This is a genomic window from Streptomyces spongiae (assembly GCF_009377185.1).
GTDB classification, from domain to species: domain Bacteria; phylum Actinomycetota; class Actinomycetes; order Streptomycetales; family Streptomycetaceae; genus Streptomyces; species Streptomyces spongiae.
The window spans coordinates 1-24,496 of the sequence record NZ_VJZC01000020.1; the positions used below are offsets into that span (position 1 = coordinate 1).

Sequence of the window (24,496 nt, forward strand, 5' to 3'; positions counted from 1 at the left end):
GGACCACGGTCCCGGCCCCGCCCGAGGGTTGCTCCGCTTCAGGGGCGCAGGTCGGTCACGGCCGCCCCAGTACGTCCTCCAGAGCACCCAGCGCCGAGCGGAGCTCCTCGGCCGTGATCGTGAGTGGGGGAGCGAGGCGGATCGTCGAGCCGTGGGTGTCCTTGACCAGGATTCCCTCGGACATGAGGCGCTCGCTGATCTCGCGGCCCGTGCCGAACACCGGGTCGATGTCCACGCCCGCCCACAGCCCGCGCGCCCGGAACCCGACGACACCCCTGCCCAGCAGCGCCGACAGTCCGTCGGTCAGGGCCGTGCCCAGCTCGGCCGCCCGGCGCTGGAACTCACCCGACCGCAGCAGCTCCACGACCGCGGAACCGACCGCCGCGGCGAGCGGGTTGCCGCCGAACGTCGAGCCGTGCTCCCCCGGGCGCAGCACCCCGAGAACCTCCCGGCGCCCGACCACGGCCGACACGGGCACGATGCCGCCGCCCAGCGCCTTGCCGAGCAGCACGAGGTCGGGCAGGACCCCCTCGTGCTCGACGGCGAGCGTGCGGCCGGTGCGCCCCAGGCCCGACTGGATCTCGTCGGCGATGAACAGGCAGCCGGTGCGGGACGTCAGCTCGCGGACGCCGGCCAGGTAGCCCTCGTCCGGGATGATCACGCCCGCCTCGCCCTGGATGGGCTCGATCAGCACGGCGGCCGTCGTCTCGTCCACGGCCGCCTCCAGCGCGGCGAGGTCGTTGTACGGGACCACGCGGAAGCCCGGGGTGAACGGACCGAAGCCGGTGCGGGCCGCCGGGTCCGTCGAGAAGCTGACGATCGTGGTCGTACGGCCGTGGAAGTTGTCGGCGGCCACGACGATCGTCGCCCGGTCGGCCGGGACGCCCTTCACCTCGTACGCCCACTTCCGGGCCACCTTCACGGCGCTCTCCACGGCCTCGGCGCCCGTGTTCATGGGCAGCACCATGTCCAGGCCGGTCAGCGCGGCCACGCCCTCGGCGAACTCGGCGAGCCGGTCGTTGTGGAAGGCGCGCGAGGTGAGGGTCAGCCGGTCGAGCTGGCGGTGGGCGGCCTCGATCAGCGCGGGGTGGCGGTGGCCGAAGTTGAGCGCCGAGTAGCCCGCCAGCATGTCCAGGTAGCGGCGGCCCTCGACGTCCTCGACCCAGGTGCCCTCGGCGCGGGCGACGACCACGGGCAGCGGGTGGTAGTTGTGCGCGAGGACCGGCTCCTCGGCGCGGATCAGCTCGGCGGACGAGCGGGGAGCGGAGGACTGCTCAGGCACGTCGGCGGAGGACTGCGTACGGACGGGAGCGGTCATGAGCGGATCTCCTGAGTGCAGCACTTGATGCCGCCGCCGGCCTTGTGGAACTCCGACAGGTCGACGGGGACGGGAACGTAGCCCTGGCGCGCCAACTGGTCGGCGAGTTCCTTGGCGCGCGGCGCGATGAAGACGTGGCGGCCGTCGGACACGGAGTTCAGCCCGAAGGCCATCGCGTCCTGGCGGGTGGCGAGCACCGCGTCCGGGTAGAGCCGGGCGAGCACCTTGCGGCTGCCCGGTGAGAACGCCTCCGGATAGTAGACGATGTTCCCGGCGTTCCCCTCGTCTCCGTCGTCGAGGACGAACAGCGCGGTGTCCAGGTGGTAGAAGTACGGGTCCACCAGCTGGAGGCTGATCACGGGGATCCCGAAGAACTCCTGCACCTCATGATGCGCCTCACGGGTCGTACGGAAGCCGGTGCCGGCCAGGACCCAGCGGCCTGCCGGAACCAGGTCGCCCTCGCCCTCGCACACCGAGTCGGACCGGTACACGTCGTAGCCGGCGGTCCGGAACCAGGTCTCGTAGGCGATGGACTCGGGGCGCCGCTCGGGCGCGTGGAACATGGAGCCGAAGACACGGCCCTGGAGGACGAGTGCGGAGTTCGCCGCGAACACCATGTCGGGGAGGTCCACGACGGGCTCCACGGTGTCCACGGTGTGGCCGTGGTCGCGGTAGGCGCGGATCAGGTCCGCCCACTGGCCGCGGGCCAGATCGACGTCGACGGGTTTGTCCGGGTGCATCCACGGGTTGATCGCATACTGCACGGCGAAGTGTCTGGGTTCACAGACGAGGAAGCGCCGCCGACGCGGCACACGGCTTTCGGGCACAGAGGGGTTCCTCCGCTTCCTGCGGTGCTGATGAGGGGTAACACCAAGGTAGGAAGTGGCTACGGCGAGCGACAAGAGCTAAAGATTGCGTGTCGGCGCAGGAATGCTGCGTTCTGGAAGGGAATGACGCAGGTCTGGTGCGTTTACTCACATACCTTCCGGCGCGGGCTGGCTGGCGCCCGCTTCCGGGCTTTCCGGGAGGAGGTGGGACAGCACCATGTAGCTGATCGTCTTCCGGATGAACGGCTCGATCCGGATCCGTTCCAGCACCTCCTCGAAGTGCTCCACGTCCCGCGCCCGCACGTGCAGCAGCGCGTCCGCGCCACCCGTCACCGTCATGGCGGCCACGATCTCCGGATGGTTGCGCACCACCTCCGCCAGCCGCCGGGGCGGCGCCGCCCCCTCGCAGTACACCTCCACGTACGCCTCCGTGCGCCACCCGAGCGCCGACGGCTCCACGGTGGCCGAGAACCCGGTGATCACCCCCGTGTCCCGCAACCGGTCCACGCGCCGCTTGACCGCTGTCGCCGACAGACCGATCGCCGCGCCGATCTCGGCGAAGCTGGTCCTGGCGTTCGCCATCAGCGCGGTGATGATCTTCCGGTCGAGCTCGTCGAACGGCGCCGGCCTGCTGCTCATGGTCGGCACTGTATCCGGCTCATATCCAGCGGGTACGTCCTCGCCGGGCACGTGTGCACGCGTACGAATTACTCCTAGACTCCGGGGTCATGCTGCGCGCGCTCGCCGTCGATGACGAGAACCCGTCCCTCGAGGAACTGCTCTACCTGCTCAGGGCCGACCCCCGGGTCAGCAGCGCCGAAGGCGCGAGCGACGCCACCGAGGCGTTGCGCCGCATCAACCGGGCGCTGGAGTCCGGCCCCGGCGGCCCCGAGGCGATCGACGTCGTCTTCCTCGACATCCACATGCCCGGCCTCGACGGCCTCGACATGGCCCGCCTGCTCACCGGCTTCGCCCGCCCGCCGCTCGTCGTCTTCGTCACCGCCCACGAGGGCTTCGCCGTCCAGGCCTTCGACCTCAAGGCCGTCGACTACGTGCTCAAGCCCGTACGCCGGGAACGGCTCGCCGAAGCCGTCCGCCGGGCGGCCGAGCTCCTCGACACCGCCCCGCCGATACCCGTGCACGAACCCGACCCGGACCACATACCCGTCGAGCTCGGCGGCGTGACCCGCTTCGTGGCCGTCGACGACATCACCCACGTCGAGGCCCAGGGCGACTACGCCCGGCTGCACACCGACCGGGCCAGCCACCTCGTCCGCATCCCGCTCTCCACCCTGGAGGAGCGCTGGCGCGCCCGCGGCTTCGTCCGCATCCACCGCCGCCACCTCGTCGCCCTCCGCCACGTCGCCGAACTCCGCCTCGACGCGGGCACCGTGAGCGTCCTCGTCGGCGAGGTCGAGCTCCAGGTCAGCCGCCGCCACGCCCGCGAACTGCGCGACCTGCTGATGCGCCGGACCACGGGCTGAGGGGGCACCACAGATGCCTCAGGACCCGACCGAACGCCGCGTCGTCGTCACCGGAGTGCCCCGGCGCACGCGCCGCACCTCCGGCTACTACCGCCCCCGCACCGAGATCGACGAACAGACCACCCTCGGCCACACCTACGTCCGCTCGCTCATGCGCAGCCAACTCCGCGCCGCGCTGACGGTGTTCGCGGTGCTGGTGCTGCTCGTCGGACCGCTGCCGCTGGTGTTCGCGGCGATGCCCGACAGCGCCGGCCTCGAATGGGCCGTCCTCGGCTTCGGCATCTACCCGCCGCTCGTCCTCCTCGCCCGCTGGCACGTACGCCGCGCCGAGCGCAACGAGCGGGACTTCGCACGGCTCGTCGAGGACCGCTGAGGTCCGGGCACAAGGGGTACAGCACTGTGAACGAGAACTACGCCGTCCCCGCGGTCGCCCTCGTCGTCGTCGCGACCGTCCTCGTCGGCGCCTTCGGCCTGCGCATCTCACGGACGACCTCCGACTTCTACGTCGCCTCCCGCACCGTAGGTCCCCGCCTCAACGCGGCCGCGATCAGCGGCGAGTACCTGTCCGCCGCCTCCTTCCTCGGCATCGCGGGCCTCGTCCTGGTCCAGGGCCCCGACATGCTCTGGTACCCGGTCGGCTACACCGCGGGCTACCTCGTGCTGCTGCTGTTCGTCGCGGCCCCGCTGCGCCGCTCCGGGGCGTACACCCTGCCGGACTTCGCCGAGGCCCGGCTCGCCTCACAGGCCGTACGGCGGCTGGCGGGGGCCTTCGTCGTCGGCGTCGGCTGGCTGTACCTGCTGCCTCAACTCCAGGGCGCCGGACTGACGTTGACCGTGCTCACCGGGGCGCCCGACTGGCTCGGCGGAGTGATCGTCGCGGCCGTCGTCGTCGCGACCGTCGCCGCCGGGGGCATGCGCAGCATCACCTTCGTGCAGGCCTTCCAGTACTGGCTCAAGCTCACCGCGCTGCTCGTCCCGGCCCTCTTCCTCGTCCTCGCCTGGCAGGGCGACGGGGCCCCGCGCCACGCCTTCGACGAACCCGCGGAGTTCCGCGAGCAGCGGGTCGTCCGTGTCGACGCCGGCCTGGACCTCAAGCTCGACCGCCCGCTCGACGTCACCGCCTCCGGCACGATCGACGGCCGCAGCTACGAGGACGAGCGGGTCGGCCTCCCCGCGGGCACCCACCGCATCGACGCCGGCACCCGGCTGACCTTCACCGAGGGCGACCCCGTCCCCGTGGCCGACCGCGGCACCAACGGCGGCATGTCGACCTCGCTCGCCGCGGGCCGCGAGGAACGCCCGCTGTACGCCACGTACGGACTGATCCTCGCCACCTTCCTCGGCACCATGGGCCTGCCGCACGTCGTCGTCCGCTTCTACACCAGCCCGCACGGCGTCGCCGCCCGTCGCACGACGGTCGTCGTCCTCGGTCTGATCGGCGCCTTCTACCTCCTCCCGCCCCTCTACGGCGCGCTGGGCCGCCTGTACGCCCCCGACCTCACCCTCACCGGCGACGCCGACGCGGCCGTACTCCTGCTGCCCGACCGCATGATCGGCGGGCTGGGCGGGGACCTGCTGGGCGCACTGGTCGCGGGCGGGGCGTTCGCCGCCTTCCTGTCCACCGCGTCGGGGCTGACCATAGCCGTGGCGGGCGTGCTCACCCAGGACGTACTGCCCTCACGCGGGGTACGGCACTTCCGGCTCGCCACGGGACTCGCGATGGCCGTGCCGCTCGCGGCCGGCTCTCTGGTGGGCGGACTGCCGGTGGCCGACGCGGTGGGCCTCGCCTTCGCGGTGTCCGCCTCGTCCTTCTGCCCGTTGCTGGTGCTCGGCATCTGGTGGCGGCGGCTCACCCCGCCGGGCGCCGCGGCCGGGATGCTGGTCGGCGGGGGATCGGCGCTCGTCGCGGTCGCGGTGACCATGGCGGGCTACCCCGGCGGCGGGCCCCTGCACGCGCTCCTTGCCTGGCCCGCGCTCTGGTCCGTGCCGCTCGGGTTCCTGACGATGGTGCTGGTGTCGCTGGCGACGCCCGGGCGGGTCCCGGCCGGCACATCGGCGATCCTGGCGCGATTCCACCTGCCGGAGGCGCTCGCCCGCGGCCAGGCGCACGGCCCGGCCAGGGAGAGCGAGGCGAGCACCGACTCGTGGAGGAGGGTGAGAACACGTGGGAACGGGTGAGGTCACCGGATTCCTGGCCGGGCTGTGCGTGGCGGTGCTCCCGATGCTGGCCGCCGGATTCTGGCTCGGCCGCCGCACCGCCCGGCAGCGCAGCCTCGGCGGGCTCGGCACACCCGTCGAGCACGCCACCTTCGAGACCCTGCACACCGCCTCGCTCGCGGCGCCCCCGCTGCGCGCCGGGCTGACCGAGGAGACGGCCCGCAAGTCCGCCCGGCGGCTGCGCACCCTGCTCGGCACGGACGCGCTCTGCCTCACCGACCACGAGGCCGTCCTCGCCTGGGACGGCGTGGGGGAGCACCACCGCACCGAGATCATGGAACGGCTCGCCGGCCCCCTGGAGACCGGCCGGGGCGAGGCGTTCCGCCTGAAGTGCGAGGAGCCCGACTGCCCGCTGCGCTGGGCCGTCGTCGCCCCCCTCACCGTCGACGACCGCGTCCACGGGGCTCTCGTCGCCTGCGCGCCCGGAGAGTCCGCCGTCCTCGTGCGCGCTGCGGGCGAGGTCGCCCGCTGGGTCTCCGTCCAACTCGAACTGGCCGACCTGGACCAGTCCCGCACCCGGCTGATCGAGGCCGAGGTCAGGGCCCTGCGCGCCCAGATCTCCCCGCACTTCATCTTCAACTCGCTCGCGGTGATCGCCTCGTTCGTCCGCACCGACCCCGAGCGCGCCCGTGAACTCCTCCTGGAATTCGCCGACTTCACCCGCTACTCGTTCCGCAGGCACGGTGACTTCACTACCCTCGCCGATGAACTCCACGCCATCGACCACTACTTGGCGCTGGTCCGGGCCCGCTTCGGCGACCGCCTCTCGGTCACCCTCCAGATCGCCCCCGAGGTCCTCCCGGTCGCGCTGCCGTTCCTGTGTCTGCAACCCCTCGTGGAGAACGCCGTCAAGCACGGTCTGGAGGGCAAGGCCGTGCCCGCCGGAGGCAGGAGCCACATCAGCATCACCGCCCAGGACGCGGGCGCCGAGGCGCTGGTGGTCATCGAGGACGACGGCGTCGGCATGGACCCCGGGCTCCTGCGCCGCATCCTCTCCGGAGAGGTCAGCCCATCGGGCGGCATCGGCCTGTGCAACGTCGACGAGCGGCTCCGCCAGGTGTACGGCGACGACCACGGCCTCGTCATCGAGACCGCGGTGGGCGCGGGCATGAAGATCACCGCCCGGCTGCCGAAGTACCAGCCGGGCGTGCACTCCGGGGGACGGCTTCCCCGCGAGTGAGCGTCATGTGCGCGGACAGGCGCCGCGCGTCAGGTGTTGCGCGAGACCACCATGCCGAGCGTGATCAGGCCGAGGACGACCCATCCGAACCAGAGCCAGCCATTGGAGCCGAGGGCCACCGTGTAGGCCGTCACCACAACGAGCCCACCCATGGTGAGCACCCCCATCGCCTTCGTCGAACCGGGCATCGCAACACCCTCCTCAGACTTGATCCCCCTCCATGGTGCCCCCGTTTTGCAACAGAACGGTGCAGACGACGTAATGCGAGGACGTATTCCAGGCACTTTCGCTCACCCAGGCGTCGGACTTGTAGCTGTTCGGGTCGTATCCGTAGTCCTCGGGAGGCAGGTTGTCCTGGCAGGCCTCCCGCCCCTTGCCGTCCACGGTTGCCTCCTGGTGCGTCGTTTCCGGCTCCAGCGAGGCGAATCCGAGAACCCGCTGGTCATGGGGGCCGTCACACGGGACAAGCTCCGTCGCGGTCTTGGAGACCTTGTGGAGGCAGTCCTGTTTCTGCAGGGCGGCCGTGTCGGGGATCTTCGCACCCATCTCGCGGTGGTGCCCCAGCGGGCCGTACACCGGCCCGGTGGTGCCCAGCAGCAGACAGGCGACGCGGCGCCCGGCCGTCTCGAAGCCGTCGCTGTCCGGGACGACGGCGTACGTGCGGACGGCCGCGAGCTTCTCACGGGTCTCCTCGGTGCGCAGCTCGCACTGGGAGGTGCCGGACCCACGGGCCTCGTCCGCGGACCTCGCCTCGTACAGAGCCATCACCTGTCCGTCCGTGGTGCTGCCGCCGCACTCCACGACGCTGAGGCGCGGCCTTCCCGTGAAGGGAACGTCCGGCCAGACGGCGCTCACACAGTCGCCGTCCTTCAGCGGCCTGCTCAGACCGATGACGTCACCGTACGGCTTCTTGTCACCGGCCCTCTCCAGGATCGCCATGTAGAACCAGGCCCCACTGCCGACGAGGGCGAGACCGAGGAGACCGCCCAGGAGTGCCAGGAGGATGCCGTGGCGCTTGCCAGGCTGCTGACCTGTGCGTACGGGGGGAACACCGAAGCCGTCCGCGGCCCAGGGACCGGAAACCGGCGGCGCGAGCCGCTGCTGCGGGACCTCGCCCTGCGCGAAGCGCTCCTGGACGGCGGGCCGGGCGAGTGGCGTCTCCTGGCCGCCCGACGCGGTGGAGGACTCCGGAACGGCCGTCGGGGCGTACCACGGTGTACCGAGCCCCTGGACCCGCGCGGCCCGGGAAACCGCCGTGTCGGTCGCCCCGCTCGACCAGGGCGGCTCCGAGCCCGGGGCCGGCTGGGTCCGTGCGGGGGACTGGGGCGTGACGATCGCGGAGAGCCCCGCCTCGGCCTCCGGGACGGTGCTCCGGTGCGCGGGGTTCTTGGCGAGCATGGCGGCCAGCACCGGTTCCAGTGCCCCCGCGCGCAGGGGCGGACGCGGTTCCTCCAGTACGGCGGCGGCGACCGCCGCGAGGTCCGAGTCCCGCTCGAACGGGCCGTACCCCTCGACGCCGTAGTAGAGCGTGCAGCCGAGCGAGAACAGGTCGGCCGCCGGAGTGGGCTGCCCGCCGTCGGCCCGTTCGGGAGCCAGGTACCCGGCGGTGCCGACGAGGATGTTCGTGCCCGTGAGCCGGGTGTCGCCGCCGTCGGGCCGCACGGAGATGCCGTAGTCGGTGAGCAGGACACGTGCGTAGGGCGAGCCGGTGCGGTCCGGTGCCAGCAGGATGTTGGCCGGTTTCACATCCCGGTGCATGATGCCCCGCTCGTGTCCGGCGGTCAGCGCGTCCAGCACGGCCAGGCCGATGCGCGCGCACTCCGCGGGTGCCAGGGGGCCGCGCCGGGCGATCAGGACGCGCAGGTCGATCGCGCCCGGCACGTACTCCATCACGATCCAGGGCAGACCGTCGTGCTCCAGGACGTCGTGCACGGTCACCACGTTCTGGTGGTCGCGCAGCCAGGCCGCGTGCCGGGCCTCCGCGCGGGCGCGGGCGATCCGGGCCGAGCGGTCACGGTCCGCCTCGCCCGGGTCACGGAACACGATCTCCTTGAGGGCGACCTCGCAGGCCAGCTGCTGGTCGTGGGCGAGCCAGACGTGGCCCATGCCGCCACTGCCCAGCCGCTTCAGCAGGAGGTAACGGCCGGCGATGGTCCGTCCGACTCCGGCGTCGGGTGCTCCTTCTTCCATCCGGTCACTCTCCGGGGTGCGGTCCGTGGGTCAGGCCGGGCTTTCGGTGGCTTCCTCGGGGACTTCCTCGGGGACTTCCTCGGTGGCTTCCTCGGGGGGTGGGTCACCGGACGAGACGGGTGCGCTCGACGCGGGTGCGCTGGACGCCGGTGCGCTCGACGCCGGTTCACTGGTGACGGGCTCGTTGGTGACGGGCTCGTTGGTGACAGGCTCGCTCGTGGTGGGCCGGGTGGTGGGCTCTGCCGTGGTGGGCTCTGCCGTGGTGGGTTCGCTGGAGGTCGGCTCACTGGTGGTGGGCTCGTTGCGGGTGGGTTTCAGCGTGGTGGGTTCGTCCGTGGTGGGTTCGTCTGTGGTGGGTTCGCTGGTCGTGGGTTCGTCTGTGGTGGGTTCGCGGGACGTGGGTTCGTCCGTGGTCGGTTCGCGGGTCGTCGGTTCATCCGTAGTCGGGCTCTCGGTCGGGCTGCCCTCGGAGGACGGCGTTTCCGGCCTCGAACCCCCGCTCGATTTCCCGTCCTCCTCCGGCTCCACCTCCAGCGCCACGGCCTCCCCGAACCGCAGCTCGGTGCCGGGGCCGGGCTCGGAGCCGGTCACCCGTGCGTCGGCGGAGGGCAGCTCGTCCCCGGCGTACGCCACCGCGAGGCCGAGCGCCGCGAGCTTTTGGCTGGCTGCGCCGAACGACATCCCGGACACGCTCGGCACCTCGTGTTCCTTCGTCGCGTCGAAGGGCCTGTCCTGCTCACCGTCGCTGCCGACGGGCCGGGCGATGCCCCGGTCCGGGTTCTGGACGTCGACGAGGACGACCCGGTCCAGCGTCTGGGGCGCAGGTCGGACGACGACCACGTCGGACTCGTCGTATCCGTTCCACTTCTTGTTGCCGTTCTCGAACTCGACGTCGATGCGCTCGGGGTCCTTGTCGAAGGGCCGCAAGGGGTTTCCGCATGAGCACTTCACGGCGGGCATGCCCTTGTCGTCCACCAGAACCGCGATCCCCGCCTCCAGTAACGCCTCGAAGGCGACGGCTTTGCCTTTCTTGTAATCGTGGTTCACCGCAAGGGTGTCGTGACGCAGGAAAACGGGTGTGAGATCGTCGAGATAGTTTTCGATCCGGTCGGCGGTCACCGGCTTGATGCCGATGACACGCGCCCATTCGCGGGCCTTTTGGTCGTTCTTGGGGTCGGTGAGGAATTCCTTGAGACGCTCGACGTCACAGATCGTGGGTTTCCTGCTGCCCCCGTACAGCCCTGGTGCGTTGCCCTGCTGCAGACCGCTGTGCGGCGGCTGTGACGCGATGGTGGCGTCCTCGCCCAGCTGTCCGTCCTCTTCGAAAAAAGGTGCGAGAGACGGTATTCCGGCTGCGACGGCCTTCACCGCGAACTCGGGTGGCCCGGAGCCGCATCCGCTGACGATCAGGACTCCCGCCAGCAGTACGGCGACCCTTCGAACAGCTGATTTCCCGGCCCTTCGCAAGCGTGCGCGCACGGTCATGACCGCTCCCCCCGGCGGTGGTTTCCCCCGTCACCCCGCAGAGCGAAAGCAGGGCTCACGACTCATGCTACTGAATGGAAAAGCCTTTCAGTCAAGACGAAAAATGAGAGGGGAGCGAGTTGCCGAAAGGGGAAAAGAGGTTCGGTGCAGAAAGCGGGACTCAGCGACCGCGTGCGTTGAGTGAGGCCAGATAGGCGTTGTACGCCTCGAGTTCCTTGTCCCCGTCGCGGTCGGCGGCGCGGTCCAGACGCCTGGCCTGCCGTTGCTCGGAGCCGTGCCACTGGAAGAGCAGCGCGAGCAGCACGAGCACGGAGGGGATCTCGCTGAACGCCCAGGCGATGCCGCCCGCCGCGTTCTGGTCGGCGAGCGCGTCGATGCCGAGCGAGGCCGGCGGGTTCCGGTACGCCTCGACCATCGGCTCCGACCCCATCATCAGCGCGATGCCGAAGAACGCGTGGAACGGCATACCGGCGAAGAGCTCCAGCATCCGCATCAGATAGCCGGGGCGGTGCGGGCCGGGGTCGACGCCCATGATCGGCCAGAAGAACACCAGGCCGACCGCGAGGAAGTGCACCATCATCGCGATGTGCCCCGGCTTGGACCCCATGAGGAAGTCGAACAGCGGCGTGAAGTACAGCGCGTAGAGGCTCGCGATGAACAGGGGGATGGTGAACGCGGGGTGCGTCACGATCCGCAGATAGCGGCTGTGCAACAGCATCAGCAGCACCTCGCGCGGCCCTTTGCGCCCCTTCCCCGCGACCGGCAGCGCCCGCAGTGCCAGCGTGATCGGAGCGCCGAGCAGCAGCACGATCGGCGCCAGCATGCTGATCACCATGTGCTGGACCATGTGCACGCTGAACATGACCATCCCGTAGTCGTTCAGCTTGGTGCACATCATCAGCATCACGAGCAGCACACCGACGGCGAACGCGACCGTCCGCCCCACCGGCCACTTGTCCCCGCGCCGCATCAGCCGCACGACTCCCCAGCCGTACAGCCCCAGCGCCACGAGACAGCCGACGAGGAAGAACGGGTCCGCCGACCACCCGAGCCCCCGCCCCAGTGTGAACGGCAAGAGCTCCGTTCCGTGCCCGCTGTGATCCATCCGCCGGCTCCTGTTTCGTGGGGGTTGAGCGCAGTCTGTCCGCACCAGACTAGAACCGCCCCCGGCGGCGGCAGCCACCGGGGGCGGTGCTCTCAGGGCCGAGGGGCTGTGCCCCTTCAGGGGCGCGGGGAACTGCGCGACAAGCCACGACGAACCCGCGGCCCGAAGACGAACAGGTACCCCAACGGCGCTACCGAACCCACACCCTCACAGCACGCACTCCGCCTCCGCGTACCGCGCCTCCGGCACCGTCTTCAGCGTCTCCACCGCCTCCGCCAACGACACCATCACGATGTCCGTCCCCCGCAACGCGGTCATCCGCCCGAACTCCCCCCGGTGCACGGCCTCCACCGCATGCCACCCGAACCGGGTGGCCAGCACACGGTCGTACGCCGTAGGAGTACCCCCGCGCTGGACGTGCCCGAGAATCACCGGCCGCGCCTCCTTGCCGAGGCGCTCCTCCAGCTCGACCGAGAGCTGCCGGGCGATCCCGGCGAACCGCTCATGGCCGTAAATGTCCTTGCCGCCCTCGTCGAATTCCATGGAGCCGGCCTTCGGCTTGGCCCCCTCCGCCGCCACCACGATCGCGAACCGCTTCCCCGCCTCGAAGCGTTCGCCGACGCGCGTGGCCAACTCGTCGATGTCGAAGGGCCGTTCCGGGACGACGATGGCGTGGGCGCCGGCCGCCATGCCGGAGTGGAGCGCGATCCAGCCGGTGTGGCGGCCCATGACCTCCACGATCAGCACGCGCTGGTGGGACTCGGCGGTGGTCTTCAGCCGGTCCAGGGCCTCGGTCGCCACGCCGACGGCGGTGTCGAAGCCGAAGGTGACGTCCGTGACGGCGATGTCGTTGTCGATGGTCTTCGGCACGCCGACGATCGGCAGGCCGTTGTCGGACAGCAGGCGGGCCGCCTTGAGCGTGCCCTCGCCGCCGATCGGGATGATCGCGTCGAGGCCGAGCTCCTCGACGTGGCCCTTGGCCCGCGCCACCCCGTCACGCAGGTGTTCGGGACGGACCCGGGAGGAGCCGAGGATCGTGCCGCCGCGAGCGAGGATGCCGCTCACCGCGTCGAGGTCGAGCTTGAGGTAGTCGCACTCCAGGAGACCCTTCCAGCCGTCCCGGAAGCCGATGACCTCGTCGCCGTGGTCGACGACGGCACGGTGGACGACGGACCGGATGACGGCGTTCAGCCCGGGGCAGTCGCCGCCGGACGTGAGGACACCAATGCGCATAGCCCGAAAACCTTCTCCACGTGGGCCGGGAACCGGACCGCGCTGTCCGGCAGGATCGCGGACACCCTACCGGCGCGAGGGGGCTGGTCCGTACCGGGCGTCCGCCTGCTGGACGCCCCCGCACAGGTGAGCGGCGCACTTGTCAGACGGGCTGCCGCACACTGCGCGAAGGGGCCCGAGGAACCGTTTCTCGGGTTCCTCGGGCCCCTCGGACGAGTGACCGTGTCGGGCCTGCCGGACCTGCCGGACCGTGTCAGGCGGGCTGCTGCGCGGCCTCGATGCGCTCGGTGCGCAGCGCCTCGTACCAGCGGTCGTCGGTCGGCGGCAGCGCGTTCACGTCGAGCGCCAGCTTCAGCAGCAGGTCCGCGATCTGCGGGTTGCGGGCGAGCACGGGGCCGTGCATGTACGTGCCGAAGACCGTGTCGTTGTACGCGCCCTCCGTACCGTCCCCGGTGCCGTTGCCCTTGCCGATGCGCGTCTGTGCGAACGGGCGGGCGGTGGGGCCGAGGTGCGTGATGCCCTGGTGGTTCTCGAAGCCGGTCAGCGGCGGCAGGCCGAGGCGCGGGTCGATGTCGGCGAGCACGTCACCGACGCACCGCTCGCCCGTGCCGCGCGTCGAGGTCACGTCGAGCAGGCCGAGACCGGGCTCGCGCTGGCCGAGGTCGTTGATGAACTCGTGGCCGAGGATCTGGTACCCGGCGCACACCGAGAAGACGATCGCCCCGTTCTGCACGGCCTGGTACAGGTGGCCGTCGCGCCGCAGCCGCTCGGCCGCGAGCCGCTGCGGACGGTCCTCGCCGCCGCCGATCAGGTAGATGTCACCCGAGGTCGGGATCGGCTGGTCGCTGCGCACGTCGAGCCGGGCCACGTCGAGGCCGCGCTGGCGCGCCCGGCGCTCCACGACGAGGACGTTGCCCTGGTCGCCGTACGTGCTCAGCAGGTCCGGGTAGACCCAGACGACCCGCAGGCTGTTGTCGCTCATGAAGTCACTGTCCTTACGTACGTCCGGGTACGTCAGTTGCCCACGCGGCGGCGCAGGTCCTGGAACGCGGTGTAGTTCGCGATGACCTCGATCCGGCCCGGCGGGCACATCTGCACGGCCTGGTCGAGGTTCTCGCAGACCTGGAAGTGCTGGTTCGCGACTTCCAGACGTACCGCGAGGTCCAGCTTGCGGTCGCCGACGACGAAGATCGGGTGCCCGGTCAGGCGCGTGTAGTCGACGTCCCACAGCCAGGAGGTGTCGGTGCCGTCGGCGCCCCGCGCGTTCACGGAGAGGATCACGGGGGCCGGCGGGGGGTCGATCAGCGAGAACGTCTCCAGCCAGCCCGCCGGGTTCTTGGCGAGCAGCAGCCTGAGGTCGCGCTGCATGAACTGCACGACGTCGTACCGCCCGGCCACCGCCTGCACCTGGTACATGCGTTCCAGGGCGACCTGCGGCGGCACGCCGAACACGGCGGCGACGGCGGCCGAGGAGGCCGCGTTGGCCTTGTTGGCGCGGCCTGGCAGCTGGAGGTGGATCGGCCAGGCGGAGCCGTGCGGGTCCAGGACGTGGTCGCCGGACAGCGCCCAGCTCGGCGTGGGCCGACGGAAGCCGCACTCGCCGCAGAACCACTCGTCGCCGGGGCGCTGCATCACACCGCCGCAGGACGGGCAGGACCAGGCGTCGTCCTTCCACATCTGCCCGGCGGCGACCCAGATCACGTTGGGGGAGGAGGAGGCGGCCCACACCACCAGCGGGTCGTCGCAGTTGGCGACCACGACCGCCTTCGAACCGGCCAGTCCCTCACGCCAGTTCTCCGCGAGCATGCGGGTCTCGGCGGCGCGGTCGAGCTGGTCGCGGGAGAGGTTCAGCAGCGCGATGCACTTCGGGGCCGTGTCGCGCGCCACCCCCGCGAGGTACTTCTCGTCCACCTCGATGACGCCGTATCTGGCCTCCGAGTTACCGGCCAGCGCCGAGGTGATGCCCGCGGGCATGTTGGCGCCGAGGGCGTTCGACACGACGGGGCCCGCGGCGCGGAGCGCCTCCGCGATCAGACGGGTCGTCGTGGTCTTGCCGTTGGTCGCCGAGACGAGGACCACGTCCAGGTTCTGGGCGAGCCGGGCGAGGAGGTCGGGGTCGAGTTTGAGTGCCACCCGGCCGCCGATCACCGAACCGCTACCGCGCCCCGCGGCGCGCGATGCCGCCGCGACCGCCTTGCCCGCGGTCACGGCGATCTTGGCCCGCGGGGTGAGCGGGTCCGAGTTGCCTGCCATCAGTTCTCGATCCTCCTTGCGAGCGCACCTCGCCTGAGCCTCTCGGCACCATGGTGTGGACCTCAGCCTATCGAGATCCACTCACACGCCCGAATCGCGGCACCACCTCGGCGCGCGCGTGATGTTGAGGACCGTACCCTTGCGGCCATGCGAAACGGCTCGATCCCCGGCGCCCGAGGGCGTGTGCGGCCCATGACTCTGTTCGGGGGCCCCGTTCTGCACGCACCGTGTGAAGAAGTCACGGATTTCGGGCCCGAACTGGCGAGTCTCGTGGAAGACATGTTCGCCACGATGTACGCGGCGCAGGGTGTGGGTCTCGCCGCGAATCAGGTGGGCGAACGGCTGCGGGTGTTCGTGTACGACTGCCCGGACGACGAGGAGGTGCGGCATGTGGGGCACGTGGTCAATCCGCGGCTCGTCGAGACGGGTGGGGTTGTGCTGCGTGGGCCTGAGGGGTGTCTGTCCCTGCCCGGGTTGGAGGCGGGGACCGAGAGGTACGACGAGGCCGTGGTCGAGGGGTTCACGGCGGACGGTGAGCCGGTGCGGGTGCGTGGCACGGGGTTCTTCGCGCGGTGTCTGCAGCATGAGTGCGATCACCTTGAGGGCCGGGTGTATGTGGACCGGCTCGCGGGGTGGCGTCGGTGGCGGGTCCTGCGCCAGACCGCGCGGGCGCCGTGGGGGCGGTGACCGTGTGGCGTCTGCGGGTTCGTTGTGGCTGGTCGCGCCCACGTGGCGGCAGCCGCACATTGAACACAGCCCCGCGCCCCTGAAAGAACGCTCAGCTCGCCGCGCCTTTGACGTGACCGGTCTTCGCCGCGCCCTGAAAGATCGCGCAGTTCCCCGCGCCCCTGGCGAACGGGCAGTACCCCGCGCCCCTGGCCAGGCGCGGTTCACTGCGCGTCTCGGGGAGACGCGCAGTGTGCCGTGCTCGGCGGCGAGGGGGCCCGGGTCAGAAGCCCGGGCTGCCGACCTTGTCTCCCGCCGCTGCGAGGCGGCCCCACAGGAGGTCGGCCAGGCTGCGTACCAACTCGGCGCGCGAGCAGGGGCGTTCGCCCAGCCACCAGTCGCCGGCCGCGTGCATCATGCCGACGATGCCGTGACCCCATACGCGCGCGAGCTGCTCGCCGCCGGGGCCGAGGTCGAGCCGTTCCTCGATGACCTGGGCGAGTTCCTCACCCATGCGGCGCAGCAGAGGGGCGGAGTGCTTGCCCACGTCGAAGCCCTCGCCCTGCTGACCGCCCTCCGCCGGATGCATCAGGAAGCGGTACACCTGAGGGCGTGCCTCGATCGCGGCGAGGTAGGTGTCGAGTGTCGCCTCGACGCGTTCACGGCGCTCCGCCGGGGCGTCCAGCGCCGCCCGCAGCGAATCGAGGAGCGCGTCCGTGTGGCGTGTGGCGAGGGCCGCGTACAGTCCTCCCTTGTCGCCGAAGTGCCGGTACAGGATCGGCTTGGTGATGCCCGCCTCGGCGGCGATGGCGTTCATGGAGGCCCCGGGGCCGTCGCGGAGCACCACTCTGTCGGCGGCCTCGAGGAGTTCGCGCCGACGGCGGTCGGCGGCCCGTTCCTGATCGGTCCGCTGCGTGGTCTCCATGTGCTTCTCCCCACCCCGTGCTGATTCGGTGACGCCTGCGCAAACTAACACTCATTGGCACGTGCACATCGAACGGGCTGCCGAACCCGCTCTGGGAGTTGACTTTTCCTACCCGTCAGTAACAAGCTACGGTTACCGCAGGTAACACTTTAGTGCAGCGCTGGAGGCGTCATGGCCGAGTTCACCATGGAGCTCAATGAGGAACAGAAGGAAGTCCGCGACTGGCTCCACGGATTCGCCGCCGATGTGATCCGTCCCGCGGCCGCCGAATGGGACGAGCGCGAGGAGACACCGTGGCCCGTCATCCAGGAGGCCGCCAAGGTCGGTATCTACTCCCTGGACTTCTACGCCCAGCAGTACTTCGACCCCACGGGCCTCGGCATACCCATGGCCATGGAAGAGCTGTTCTGGGGTGACGCGGGCATCGCCCTGTCCATCGTCGGTACCGGCCTCGCCGCCGTGGGCGTCCTCGCCAACGGCACCGAGGAGCAGATCGGCACCTGGATCCCCCAGATGTACGGCGACGCCAACGATGTCAAGCTCGCCGCCTTCTGCTCCTCCGAGCCGGACGCCGGCTCCGACGTGGCCTCCATGCGTACGCGTGCCGTGTACGACGAGGCCAAGGACGAGTGGGTGCTCAACGGCACCAAGACCTGGGCGACCAACGGTGGTATCGCCAACGTCCACGTCGTCGTCGCGGTCGTCGACGCCGAGCTCGGTTCCAAGGGGCACGCCTCCTTCATCATCCCGCCGAACACGCCGGGCCTGTCCCAGGGCCAGAAGTTCAAGAAGCACGGCATCCGCGCCTCGCACACCGCCGAGGTCGTCCTGGAGGACGTCCGCGTGCCCGGCTCCTGCCTCCTCGGCGGCAAGGAGAAGCTCGACGAGCGGCTCGCCCGCGCCCGGGAGAGGGCCAAGGCGGGCGGCGAGCGCGTGAAGAATGCCGCGATGGCCACGTTCGAGGCGTCCCGCCCCGCCGTGGGCGCCATGGCCGTGGGTACGGCCCGCGCCGCGTACGAGGTCGCTCTCGACTACGCGAAGACCCGTGAGCAGTTCGGGCGGCCGATCATCGACAACCAGGGTGTCGCCTTCCAGCTCGCGGACATGCGTACGTCCGTCGACGCGGCCCGGCTGCTGGTGTGGCGGGCCTCGTGGATGGCGGTCAACGGCAAGTCGTTCACCGCGGCAGAGGGGTCGATGTCGAAGCTGTTCGCCAGCGAGACGGCGAAGCAGGTGACCGCGCAGGCCGTCCAGATCCTGGGAGGGAACGGGTACACGCGGGAGTATCCGGTGGAGCGGATGCACCGGGACGCGGCGATCTACACGATCTTCGAGGGTACGAGTGAGATTCAGCGGCTGGTGATCGCCCGGACCCTGTCGGGGATGTCGATCCGCTAGCGCCGTCGGGGGCGCGCCCTCGCGCTCACGATCACCCGGCCGTGTGAGGAACTCTCGTCCGGCTGCTGTGGACCGGGGAACCGTGTCAGGGTCGAAGGGCGGTGAGACGGACCCGCGGCAGCCACGAGGGAGTGCGCGATGACGCTGACGGCCAGGGAACTTCTGGACACCACCACCGGAAAACTCGCCCCGGACCCGGGCACCAACCGGCTGCTGCCGCTGATCGCCCGTGGCGCGGCCGAGCGCGACACGCTCGCCGCGCTCGCCCTCGAACAGCGCCAGGTGATCGCCGCGGACCTGCGCTCGTTCCGCCATCTGGCCGAGCGGTCGGCCGCCGAGGAGCCCGCGAGCGCGCCCTTCTTCGCGATGCTGGCCGAGGGCGAGGAAGTGGCGGCTCAGCGGCTGGGGGCGTTCGCCGAGGCGTGCGGCGTGGACGAGGCGCGGGCCTCGGCGTACGAGCCGCTGCCGGGCTGCCAGGCCTACCCGTCGTACGTGGCCTGGCTGGCGCTGGGCGGCGGCCCGGCCGACGTGGTGCTCGCGCTGAGCGCCAACTTCTCGGCCTGGGGTGGCTACTGCGCGACGATCGCCGAAGCCCTGAGGCGCCACTACGGTTTCACCGACGAAGCCTGTGGCTTCTTCGACTTCTTCGCCGAGCCCGCACCGGAACTGGACCAGCGGGCGCGGGAGGCGGTGCAGGCGGGACTGGACACGGGACGGATCGACGAGGACCTGGTGCACCGCCACGGCCGCCTGCTCCAGGCCTACGAGACGATGTTCTGGCACACACTCTGGGAGCTGGAGCAGCGTTGACCCGGAAGCCCTAGCCGGAGGCGCCCCCGCTGCTGTGCGCGATGCACGCCACGTCGATGCGGTCGGCCAGCTTGGCGAGTTCGATCGTGAGGGTAGCCACCGTTTCCTCGTCGAGCCCCGCCTCACCGTCCTCCACCAGGTGCAGCCACCGGCCGCCCACCGTGCGCAGCAGCTTGCTGACGTCGGCGGCCGCCACCTGCAACGTGCCGCGGTCGTCGACGATCAGAGGCAGAGTCACTTCGCGGTTCACAGAGGGGATCGTAACCGCGGAACGCTCACGCTCCGTGCCACACAGTGGTGATGTTGCAGAACTCCCGCATCCCGTGACCCGACAGCTCACGCCCGTAGCCGGACCGCTTGGCGCCGCCGAACGGGAACGCCGGGTGGGACGCCGTCATCCCGTTGACGTACACCCCGCCGGCCTCCAGGTCACGGACGAACCGGTCGATCTCGGACTCGTCACGGGTCCAGACGTTCGAGCTCAGGCCGAAGGGCGAGTCGTTCGCGACCGCGACGGCCTCGTCCAGATCGGTGACCCGGTACAGCGTGGCGACCGGACCGAAGGCCTCCTCGTGGTGGATGCGCATATCGCCGGTCACGTCGGTGAGGACGGTCGGCGGGTAGTACCAGCCGGACCCCTCGGCGCGCACGCCGCCGCACAGGACCGTGGCGCCGCTCTCGACCGCGTCGACGACCAGTTCCTCCAGGTCATGGCGGCCCTGCTTGCTGGAGAGCGGCCCGACGTCGGTGTCCTCCTCCAGCGGGTCGCCGACCTTCAGCGCCTTCATGCCCTCGGTGAACCGCTCGGCGAAGGCGTCGAACACGTCCGTGTGCACGATGAACCGCTTGGCGGCGATGCATGACTGCCCGGCGTTCTGGACCCGCGCGGTCACCGCGGTCTTCGCGGCCCGGTCGATGTCCGCCGACGGCATCACGACGTACGGGTCGCTGCCGCCCAGCTCCAGGACCGTCTTCTTCACCTCGTCCCCGGCGACCGAGGCCACCGAGCGGCCCGCCGGCTCGCTGCCGGTGAGGGTGGCCGCCCTGATCCGCGGGTCACGCAGGATGCCCTCGACCTCGCGCGAGCCGATCAGCAGCGTCTGGAAGCAGCCCTCCGGGAAGCCCGCCCGGCGGAACAGGTCCTCCAGGTACAGCGCGGTCTGCGGCACGTTCGAGGCGTGCTTGAGCAGGCCCACGTTGCCCGCCATCAGCGCGGGCGCGGCGAACCGGACCACCTGCCAGAGCGGGAAGTTCCACGGCATCACCGCGAGCACCGGGCCGAGCGGCCGGTAGCGCACCAGGACGCGGGAGGCGCCGGAGTCCTCGACGTCGGAGGCGTCGGGCTCCTCGTCGGCGAGCAGCTGAGCGGCGTGGTCGGCGTACCAGCGCATCGCCTTCGCGCACTTGGCGGCCTCGGCGCGGGCCTGCTTGATCGGCTTGCCCATCTCCGTCGTCATCGCGTAGGCGACGTCCTCCGCGTCCTCGTCGAGGAGATCGGCGGCCCGGCGCAGCAGGCGGGCCCGCTCGTCGAGGGAGGTGGTCCGGTACGTGCGGAAGGTGCTCTCGGCGATCGCGAGCCGACGCTCGATCTCCTCCTCGCCGAGGGCGTCGTAGGTCTTGATCGTCTCGCCGGTCGCCGGGTTCACCGTCGCGATGGGCATGGCGGGCCTCCTGAAGACGGGCTGTGCTTCGACCTTCCCGCGCGGCGAGGCGTCGTGCAACGCGGGTTCAGTCCGGGCTGTCCGAGTGCTCCGCCAGCCGGTCCAGAAACGCCGCCTGGGCCGTGACGATCACCTCACGCGCCCGGTCGAGGCCGAACCACTCCACGCGGTCCAGCTCGGGGAACTCCTGGACCCGTCCCGACTTGGGTGGCCACTCCATCCGGAAGGTCCCGGGGACGACCGTCGCCGGATCGAGGTCGGATTCGACGGCCCACGCGGTGACGACCTTGCCGCCCGTCTGCCGCACCTCGCCCAGTTCCACGGCCTCCCCGTCGGGCGGCGGAAGGCCCAGCTCCTCCTGGAACTCGCGGCGCGCCGCGTCCCAGGCCGGCTCGTCGGGCTCGTACTCGCCCTTCGGCACGGTCCACGCCCCGGCGTGCCGCCGCGCGAAGAAGGGCCCGCCCATGTGGCCGAGCAGTACCTCCAGGCCGTCCGCCGTGCGGCGGTACAGCAGCAGGCCCGCGCTCCGCCTGGCCGTCGTCACCGGGTCACCTCCGGGTGCGCGGCGAGCAGCGCCTCGACCGTGTCGGCCTCGGCGGGGGACTTGTCCTCCCGGTAGCGCACGACGCGGGCGAAGCGGAGCGTGACACCGGCCGGGTAGCGGGTGGAGCGCTGGAGACCGTCGTAGGCGATCTCCACGACGAGCTCGGGGCGTACGGTGACGACCCAGCCGTTGTCCTCGACGGCCAGCTCCCTCAGCCGCCCGGTCTGCCAGGTGAGCATCGCGTCGGTCATGCCCTTGAACGTCTTGCCCAGCATCGCGAAGGACCCGTCGGGGGTGCGTGCCCCCAGGTGGAGGTTCGACAGCTTGCCCGTGCGGCGGCCGTGGCCCCACTCGGCGGCAAGGATCACCAGGTCGAGGGTGTGCACCGGCTTCACCTTCAGCCAGGACGCCCCGCGCCTGCCCGCGCTGTAGGGGGCGTCGAGGGCTTTGAGCACGACACCCTCGTGGCCGCGCCGCAGGGTCTCGGCGAGGAACTCCTCCGCCGAGGCCAGGTCGTCCGGGCCCCGCGCGAGCGTGCGCCGTACCCGCATCGGCTCGGGCACCAGCCGGGCCAGCTCCGCGTGCCGCTCCGCGAACGGCAGGTCCAGCAGGTCCGAGCCGTCGACGGACAGCGCGTCGAAGAAGACCGGCGAGACGGGTACCTCACGGGCCGCCGTCGCCACGTCCGTACGGGAACCCACCCGCCCGGCGGTCTCCTGGAAGGACCGCGGCCGTCCCCTCTCGTCCAGCGCGATGACCTCTCCGTCGAGGATGAACCGCTCGCCCTTCAACTCCAGGGCGGCGGAGGTCAGTTCCGGCAGCCGGTCGGTGATGTCGTCGAGAGTGCGGGTGTAGAGCCGTACGGCGTCGCCGTCGCGGTGGACCTGGACGCGGATGCCGTCCAGCTTCTCCTCGACCGCGCAGGAGCCGAGCTTCCCGATGCCCTCCGCCACCGAGGACGCGGTGTGCGCCAGCATCGGCAGGACCGGACGGCCCACGGTGAGCCGGAACCGGTCCAGAGCCGGCGTGCCCTGTGCCAGCAGCGCCTCGGCCACCGCCTGCAGCGATCCCGCGAGCATCACGGCACGCCGTACGTCGGCCGGGGGCGCCCCGGTCGCCGCCGCGAGCCCTTCGACGGCCACCGCGTCCAGGGCGCCCTGCCGGACCTCACCGGTGAGGAGCCCGAACAGGAACCGCTGCTCGTCCTCGGTGGCCGCCGCCAGCAACGCGCCGACCAGGCGCCCCCGTTCGGCCTGCGACCCGGTGCCGGTGACGGAACCGATCTCCGTCAGCCGGGCGTCCACGTCGCGCACGGTGAGCGTGGGCGCGTCGGCGGGCGCGATGTGCTGGTTCAGGAGCTTGAAGCCGATGCCGAGCCGCCCCTGCGGAAGGCGGCCCGCCAGATACGGGATGACGATCGGTACGTCGTCCGCCTCCGCGTCCCGGAACAGCTCGGCGAGCAGAGCCGTCTTCCGGGAGCGCGCCGAGGTGGCGGCGATCTCCTGGGACACACGGGCGAGCCGGGCGAACAGCATGCCCTCCATGGTGCAACGGAGGCGGCCGGTCTACACCCGGACGGCGGCCTCGATGTCCTCCATGACCATCTCGTTGTTGATCGTGGCCGCCGCCTTGTAGCCGTCCCCGGCCGCGTGCACGACCTGCTGGGTCATGAGCGTCGCGTTGCCCGCCGCCCACACGCCCGGCACCGTGGTACGCCCGGTCTCGTCGACCACCGGGGCCATGCCGAAGGGGGTCTCCTTCATCTCCGCGCCCAGCCCCTCCAGCAGCGCCGTGCGCGGGACGAAGCGGGGTGCGACGAAGACGGCCGACCGCGCGTGGACGGTGCCGTCGGCGAGCCGAACCCCGGTGACCCGGTCGTCCTCGACGACAAGCTCCGCGACCTCGCCGGGCACGACGTCCACACCGGCGGCCGCCAGCTTGCGCAGGTCCTCGTCCGGGACGTCCGCCTCGTTGGTGGTGTGCAGGAACAGGGTCACGTCCTTCGACCACTGGGTGACCAGCAGTGCCTGGTGGATGCTCATGGGCGAGGTGGCGAGCACGCCGAAGGGCCGGTCACGGACCTCCCAGCCGTGGCAGTACGGGCAGTGGATGACGTCCCGCCCGAAGCGCTCGGCGACACCGGGGACGGGCGGCAGCTCGTCGGCCAGCCCCGTGGCGACGACCAGCCGCCGGGCGCGCACGGTCCGGCCGCTCGCCAGCTGCACAGCGAAGCCCTCCGCGCCCTCACCAGGTGTCACGTCCAGCGCGATGTCGTGGACCATCTCGACGCCGTACGACGCCACCTCCTCGCGCCCCACCGCGAGGAACTCCGCCGGTGGCATGCCGTCCCGCGACAGATAGCCCTGCATGTGCGCGGCGGGCGCGTTGCGCGGCTCGCCCGCGTCGACGAGGAGCGTCCGGCGCCGGGCCCGGCCCAGGATCAGCGCGGCGGACAGTCCCGCCGCGCCACCGCCGATGACGATCACTTCGTACGCGTCGGTCTTTCCGGTCATGGTGACCACCTCCACGGAGACAGTCGCCCGAGCGCTGCCGCATTGACAAACACGCTTGCCGAAACTGCAATAACCGTATGAGTGACGACAGTCGTACGGGTGACGACACGGACGAAGTGCTCGCGGAGGTCGGCCCCCGGCTGCGACGCGTCCGCAAGGAACGCGGTGCGACGCTCGCCGGCCTGTCCAAGGCCACCGGTATCTCCGTGAGCACCCTCTCGCGGCTGGAGTCCGGGCTGCGCAAGCCCAGCCTGGAACTGCTGCTGCCCATCGCCCGGGCCCATCAGGTGCCGCTGGACGAACTGGTCGGCGCCCCACCGGTGGGGGACCCCCGGATCCGGGCGAAACCGATCGAGATGCACGGCCGCACCCACTGGCCGCTGACCCGCCAGCCCGGCGGACTCCAGGCGTACAAGGTGCTCGAACCACAGCGCACCTTCGAACCGGACCCGCGCACGCACGAGGGGTACGAGTGGCTGTACGTACTGTCCGGGAAGCTGCGCCTCGTGCTGGGCGAGCACGACGTGGTGCTCACGGCGGGGGAGGCCGCCGAGTTCGACACGCGGGTGCCGCATGCCTTCGGGTCGACGGGGGAGGGGCCCGTGGAGTTCCTCAGCCTGTTCGGGCCGCAGGGGGAGCGGATGCACGTACGGGCGCGGCCCAAGAGGTCGTGACGTACGAGGCGGT

The 24,496-nt window shown here is 71.1% G+C and carries 24 protein-coding genes; 8 read left to right on the plus strand and 16 right to left on the minus strand.

All coding sequences use genetic code 11. From position 1 onward, the window contains the following. Window positions 1-55: 55 nt before the first annotated feature. The 3 genes from rocD to FNH08_RS05330 form a co-directional block, all read right to left on the minus strand. Window positions 56-1,318 (minus strand): ornithine--oxo-acid transaminase, encoded by a 1,263-nt coding sequence (gene rocD, locus FNH08_RS05320; protein ID WP_228033919.1) that lies wholly within the window; start codon window positions 1,316-1,318, stop codon window positions 56-58. Continuing rightward, window positions 1,315-2,145, minus strand: a complete 831-nt coding sequence (gene ddaH / locus FNH08_RS05325) for a dimethylargininase (protein ID WP_322723750.1) — start codon at window positions 2,143-2,145, stop codon at window positions 1,315-1,317. The genes rocD and ddaH overlap by 4 nt, the downstream gene beginning before the upstream one ends. 147 nt (window positions 2,146-2,292) lie before the next feature. Next, a complete protein-coding gene (locus FNH08_RS05330; protein ID WP_152770078.1) occupies window positions 2,293-2,784 on the minus strand; it encodes an Lrp/AsnC family transcriptional regulator in 492 nt (163 codons plus the stop codon). A gap of 89 nt (window positions 2,785-2,873) precedes the next feature. On the opposite strand from FNH08_RS05330, the gene FNH08_RS05335 reads away from it, so the two are divergent. The 4 genes from FNH08_RS05335 to FNH08_RS05350 are packed head-to-tail and all read left to right on the plus strand — an operon-like array spanning window position 2,874 to window position 7,026. Then, window positions 2,874-3,629, plus strand: coding sequence for a LytR/AlgR family response regulator transcription factor (locus FNH08_RS05335; protein ID WP_152770079.1), 756 nt, complete (start codon window positions 2,874-2,876; stop codon window positions 3,627-3,629). Between the two features lie 13 nt (window positions 3,630-3,642). Further along, window positions 3,643-4,002, plus strand: a complete 360-nt coding sequence (locus tag FNH08_RS05340) for a hypothetical protein (protein ID WP_152770080.1) — start codon at window positions 3,643-3,645, stop codon at window positions 4,000-4,002. A gap of 26 nt (window positions 4,003-4,028) precedes the next feature. Next, entirely contained in the window at window positions 4,029-5,807 is a 1,779-nt protein-coding gene (locus FNH08_RS05345) for a sodium/solute symporter (RefSeq protein WP_322723751.1), read from the plus strand. Between the two features lie 43 nt (window positions 5,808-5,850). Then, window positions 5,851-7,026, plus strand: coding sequence for a sensor histidine kinase (locus FNH08_RS05350; RefSeq protein WP_152770117.1), 1,176 nt, complete (start codon window positions 5,851-5,853; stop codon window positions 7,024-7,026). Window positions 7,027-7,055: 29 nt separating this feature from the next. Here FNH08_RS05350 and FNH08_RS05355 read toward each other — a convergent pair whose 3' ends face one another. The 7 genes from FNH08_RS05355 to FNH08_RS05385 form a co-directional block, all read right to left on the minus strand. Beyond that, complete coding sequence (locus tag FNH08_RS05355; protein ID WP_152770081.1) at window positions 7,056-7,214, minus strand: hypothetical protein; 159 nt, start codon at window positions 7,212-7,214, stop codon at window positions 7,056-7,058. Window positions 7,215-7,227: 13 nt separating this feature from the next. Beyond that, on the minus strand, window positions 7,228-9,216 hold the full coding sequence (locus FNH08_RS05360) for a serine/threonine-protein kinase (RefSeq protein WP_152770082.1): 1,989 nt from the start codon (window positions 9,214-9,216) through the stop codon (window positions 7,228-7,230). 30 nt (window positions 9,217-9,246) lie between these two features. Beyond that, window positions 9,247-10,701, minus strand: coding sequence for a PASTA domain-containing protein (locus tag FNH08_RS05365; protein WP_152770083.1), 1,455 nt, complete (start codon window positions 10,699-10,701; stop codon window positions 9,247-9,249). A 160-nt stretch (window positions 10,702-10,861) separates the two neighbouring features. Then, window positions 10,862-11,806 (minus strand): cytochrome c oxidase assembly protein, encoded by a 945-nt coding sequence (locus tag FNH08_RS05370; RefSeq protein WP_152770084.1) that lies wholly within the window; start codon window positions 11,804-11,806, stop codon window positions 10,862-10,864. A gap of 207 nt (window positions 11,807-12,013) precedes the next feature. Beyond that, window positions 12,014-13,039, minus strand: coding sequence for a 6-phosphofructokinase (locus FNH08_RS05375; RefSeq protein ID WP_152770085.1), 1,026 nt, complete (start codon window positions 13,037-13,039; stop codon window positions 12,014-12,016). A gap of 253 nt (window positions 13,040-13,292) precedes the next feature. Beyond that, the gene (locus FNH08_RS05380; protein WP_152770086.1) at window positions 13,293-14,021 is read right to left on the minus strand and encodes a type 1 glutamine amidotransferase; all 729 of its coding nucleotides are present in this window, start codon (window positions 14,019-14,021) and stop codon (window positions 13,293-13,295) included. A gap of 32 nt (window positions 14,022-14,053) precedes the next feature. Further along, the gene (locus FNH08_RS05385; RefSeq protein WP_152770087.1) at window positions 14,054-15,292 is read right to left on the minus strand and encodes a MurT ligase domain-containing protein; all 1,239 of its coding nucleotides are present in this window, start codon (window positions 15,290-15,292) and stop codon (window positions 14,054-14,056) included. A gap of 147 nt (window positions 15,293-15,439) precedes the next feature. Between FNH08_RS05385 and def the strand changes: the two genes are divergently transcribed. Further along, entirely contained in the window at window positions 15,440-15,979 is a 540-nt protein-coding gene (gene def / locus FNH08_RS05390) for a peptide deformylase (RefSeq protein WP_152770088.1), read from the plus strand. Window positions 15,980-16,241: 262 nt separating this feature from the next. On the opposite strand, the gene FNH08_RS05395 is transcribed toward def, so the two are convergent. Then, window positions 16,242-16,883, minus strand: coding sequence for a TetR family transcriptional regulator (locus FNH08_RS05395; RefSeq protein ID WP_152770089.1), 642 nt, complete (start codon window positions 16,881-16,883; stop codon window positions 16,242-16,244). Window positions 16,884-17,054: 171 nt separating this feature from the next. On the opposite strand from FNH08_RS05395, the gene FNH08_RS05400 reads away from it, so the two are divergent. Together FNH08_RS05400 and FNH08_RS05405 are read left to right on the plus strand one after the other, a co-directional pair. Beyond that, complete coding sequence (locus tag FNH08_RS05400; protein WP_152770090.1) at window positions 17,055-18,281, plus strand: acyl-CoA dehydrogenase family protein; 1,227 nt, start codon at window positions 17,055-17,057, stop codon at window positions 18,279-18,281. Between the two features lie 138 nt (window positions 18,282-18,419). Beyond that, window positions 18,420-19,091: a thiaminase II/PqqC family protein gene (locus FNH08_RS05405; RefSeq protein WP_152770091.1), complete on the plus strand. Its 672-nt coding sequence runs from the start codon at window positions 18,420-18,422 to the stop codon at window positions 19,089-19,091. Window positions 19,092-19,101: 10 nt separating this feature from the next. Here FNH08_RS05405 and FNH08_RS05410 read toward each other — a convergent pair whose 3' ends face one another. The 5 genes from FNH08_RS05410 to FNH08_RS05430 form a co-directional block, all read right to left on the minus strand. Continuing rightward, entirely contained in the window at window positions 19,102-19,341 is a 240-nt protein-coding gene (locus FNH08_RS05410; RefSeq protein WP_322723755.1) for a DUF6213 family protein, read from the minus strand. A gap of 25 nt (window positions 19,342-19,366) precedes the next feature. Further along, window positions 19,367-20,752 (minus strand): NADP-dependent succinic semialdehyde dehydrogenase, encoded by a 1,386-nt coding sequence (locus FNH08_RS05415; RefSeq protein ID WP_152770092.1) that lies wholly within the window; start codon window positions 20,750-20,752, stop codon window positions 19,367-19,369. Window positions 20,753-20,819: 67 nt separating this feature from the next. Further along, window positions 20,820-21,296, minus strand: a complete 477-nt coding sequence (locus FNH08_RS05420) for an NUDIX domain-containing protein (RefSeq protein ID WP_322723756.1) — start codon at window positions 21,294-21,296, stop codon at window positions 20,820-20,822. Then, window positions 21,293-22,831: an ATP-dependent DNA ligase gene (locus FNH08_RS05425; protein WP_152770093.1), complete on the minus strand. Its 1,539-nt coding sequence runs from the start codon at window positions 22,829-22,831 to the stop codon at window positions 21,293-21,295. Before FNH08_RS05425 ends, FNH08_RS05420 begins: the two co-directional genes overlap by 4 nt. Before the next feature lie 30 nt (window positions 22,832-22,861). After that, window positions 22,862-23,809 carry an NAD(P)/FAD-dependent oxidoreductase gene (locus FNH08_RS05430; protein ID WP_152770094.1) on the minus strand — a complete coding sequence of 316 codons (948 nt, stop codon included), beginning with the start codon at window positions 23,807-23,809 and terminating at the stop codon, window positions 22,862-22,864. 77 nt (window positions 23,810-23,886) lie between these two features. Here FNH08_RS05430 and FNH08_RS05435 point away from each other — a divergent pair, with 77 nt between their 5' ends. Then, window positions 23,887-24,483: a helix-turn-helix domain-containing protein gene (locus FNH08_RS05435; RefSeq protein WP_152770095.1), complete on the plus strand. Its 597-nt coding sequence runs from the start codon at window positions 23,887-23,889 to the stop codon at window positions 24,481-24,483. Window positions 24,484-24,496: the final 13 nt, after the last annotated feature.

Coding starts and splice junctions, on each gene's coding strand:
- rocD (WP_228033919.1), bottom strand. CDS start 1,318: ATGACCGCTCCCGTCCGTACGCAGTCCTCCGCCGACGTGCCTGAGCAG.
- FNH08_RS05330 (WP_152770078.1), bottom strand. CDS start 2,784: ATGAGCAGCAGGCCGGCGCCGTTCGACGAGCTCGACCGGAAGATCATC.
- FNH08_RS05335 (WP_152770079.1), top strand. CDS start 2,874: ATGCTGCGCGCGCTCGCCGTCGATGACGAGAACCCGTCCCTCGAGGAA.
- FNH08_RS05340 (WP_152770080.1), top strand. CDS start 3,643: ATGCCTCAGGACCCGACCGAACGCCGCGTCGTCGTCACCGGAGTGCCC.
- FNH08_RS05350 (WP_152770117.1), top strand. CDS start 5,851: ATGCTGGCCGCCGGATTCTGGCTCGGCCGCCGCACCGCCCGGCAGCGC.
- FNH08_RS05355 (WP_152770081.1), bottom strand. CDS start 7,214: ATGCCCGGTTCGACGAAGGCGATGGGGGTGCTCACCATGGGTGGGCTC.
- FNH08_RS05360 (WP_152770082.1), bottom strand. CDS start 9,216: ATGGAAGAAGGAGCACCCGACGCCGGAGTCGGACGGACCATCGCCGGC.
- FNH08_RS05365 (WP_152770083.1), bottom strand. CDS start 10,701: ATGACCGTGCGCGCACGCTTGCGAAGGGCCGGGAAATCAGCTGTTCGA.
- FNH08_RS05370 (WP_152770084.1), bottom strand. CDS start 11,806: ATGGATCACAGCGGGCACGGAACGGAGCTCTTGCCGTTCACACTGGGG.
- FNH08_RS05375 (WP_152770085.1), bottom strand. CDS start 13,039: ATGCGCATTGGTGTCCTCACGTCCGGCGGCGACTGCCCCGGGCTGAAC.
- FNH08_RS05380 (WP_152770086.1), bottom strand. CDS start 14,021: ATGAGCGACAACAGCCTGCGGGTCGTCTGGGTCTACCCGGACCTGCTG.
- FNH08_RS05385 (WP_152770087.1), bottom strand. CDS start 15,292: ATGGCAGGCAACTCGGACCCGCTCACCCCGCGGGCCAAGATCGCCGTG.
- def (WP_152770088.1), top strand. CDS start 15,440: ATGCGAAACGGCTCGATCCCCGGCGCCCGAGGGCGTGTGCGGCCCATG.
- FNH08_RS05395 (WP_152770089.1), bottom strand. CDS start 16,883: ATGGAGACCACGCAGCGGACCGATCAGGAACGGGCCGCCGACCGCCGT.
- FNH08_RS05400 (WP_152770090.1), top strand. CDS start 17,055: ATGGCCGAGTTCACCATGGAGCTCAATGAGGAACAGAAGGAAGTCCGC.
- FNH08_RS05405 (WP_152770091.1), top strand. CDS start 18,420: ATGACGCTGACGGCCAGGGAACTTCTGGACACCACCACCGGAAAACTC.
- FNH08_RS05415 (WP_152770092.1), bottom strand. CDS start 20,752: ATGCCCATCGCGACGGTGAACCCGGCGACCGGCGAGACGATCAAGACC.
- FNH08_RS05425 (WP_152770093.1), bottom strand. CDS start 22,831: ATGCTGTTCGCCCGGCTCGCCCGTGTGTCCCAGGAGATCGCCGCCACC.
- FNH08_RS05430 (WP_152770094.1), bottom strand. CDS start 23,809: ATGACCGGAAAGACCGACGCGTACGAAGTGATCGTCATCGGCGGTGGC.
- FNH08_RS05435 (WP_152770095.1), top strand. CDS start 23,887: ATGAGTGACGACAGTCGTACGGGTGACGACACGGACGAAGTGCTCGCG.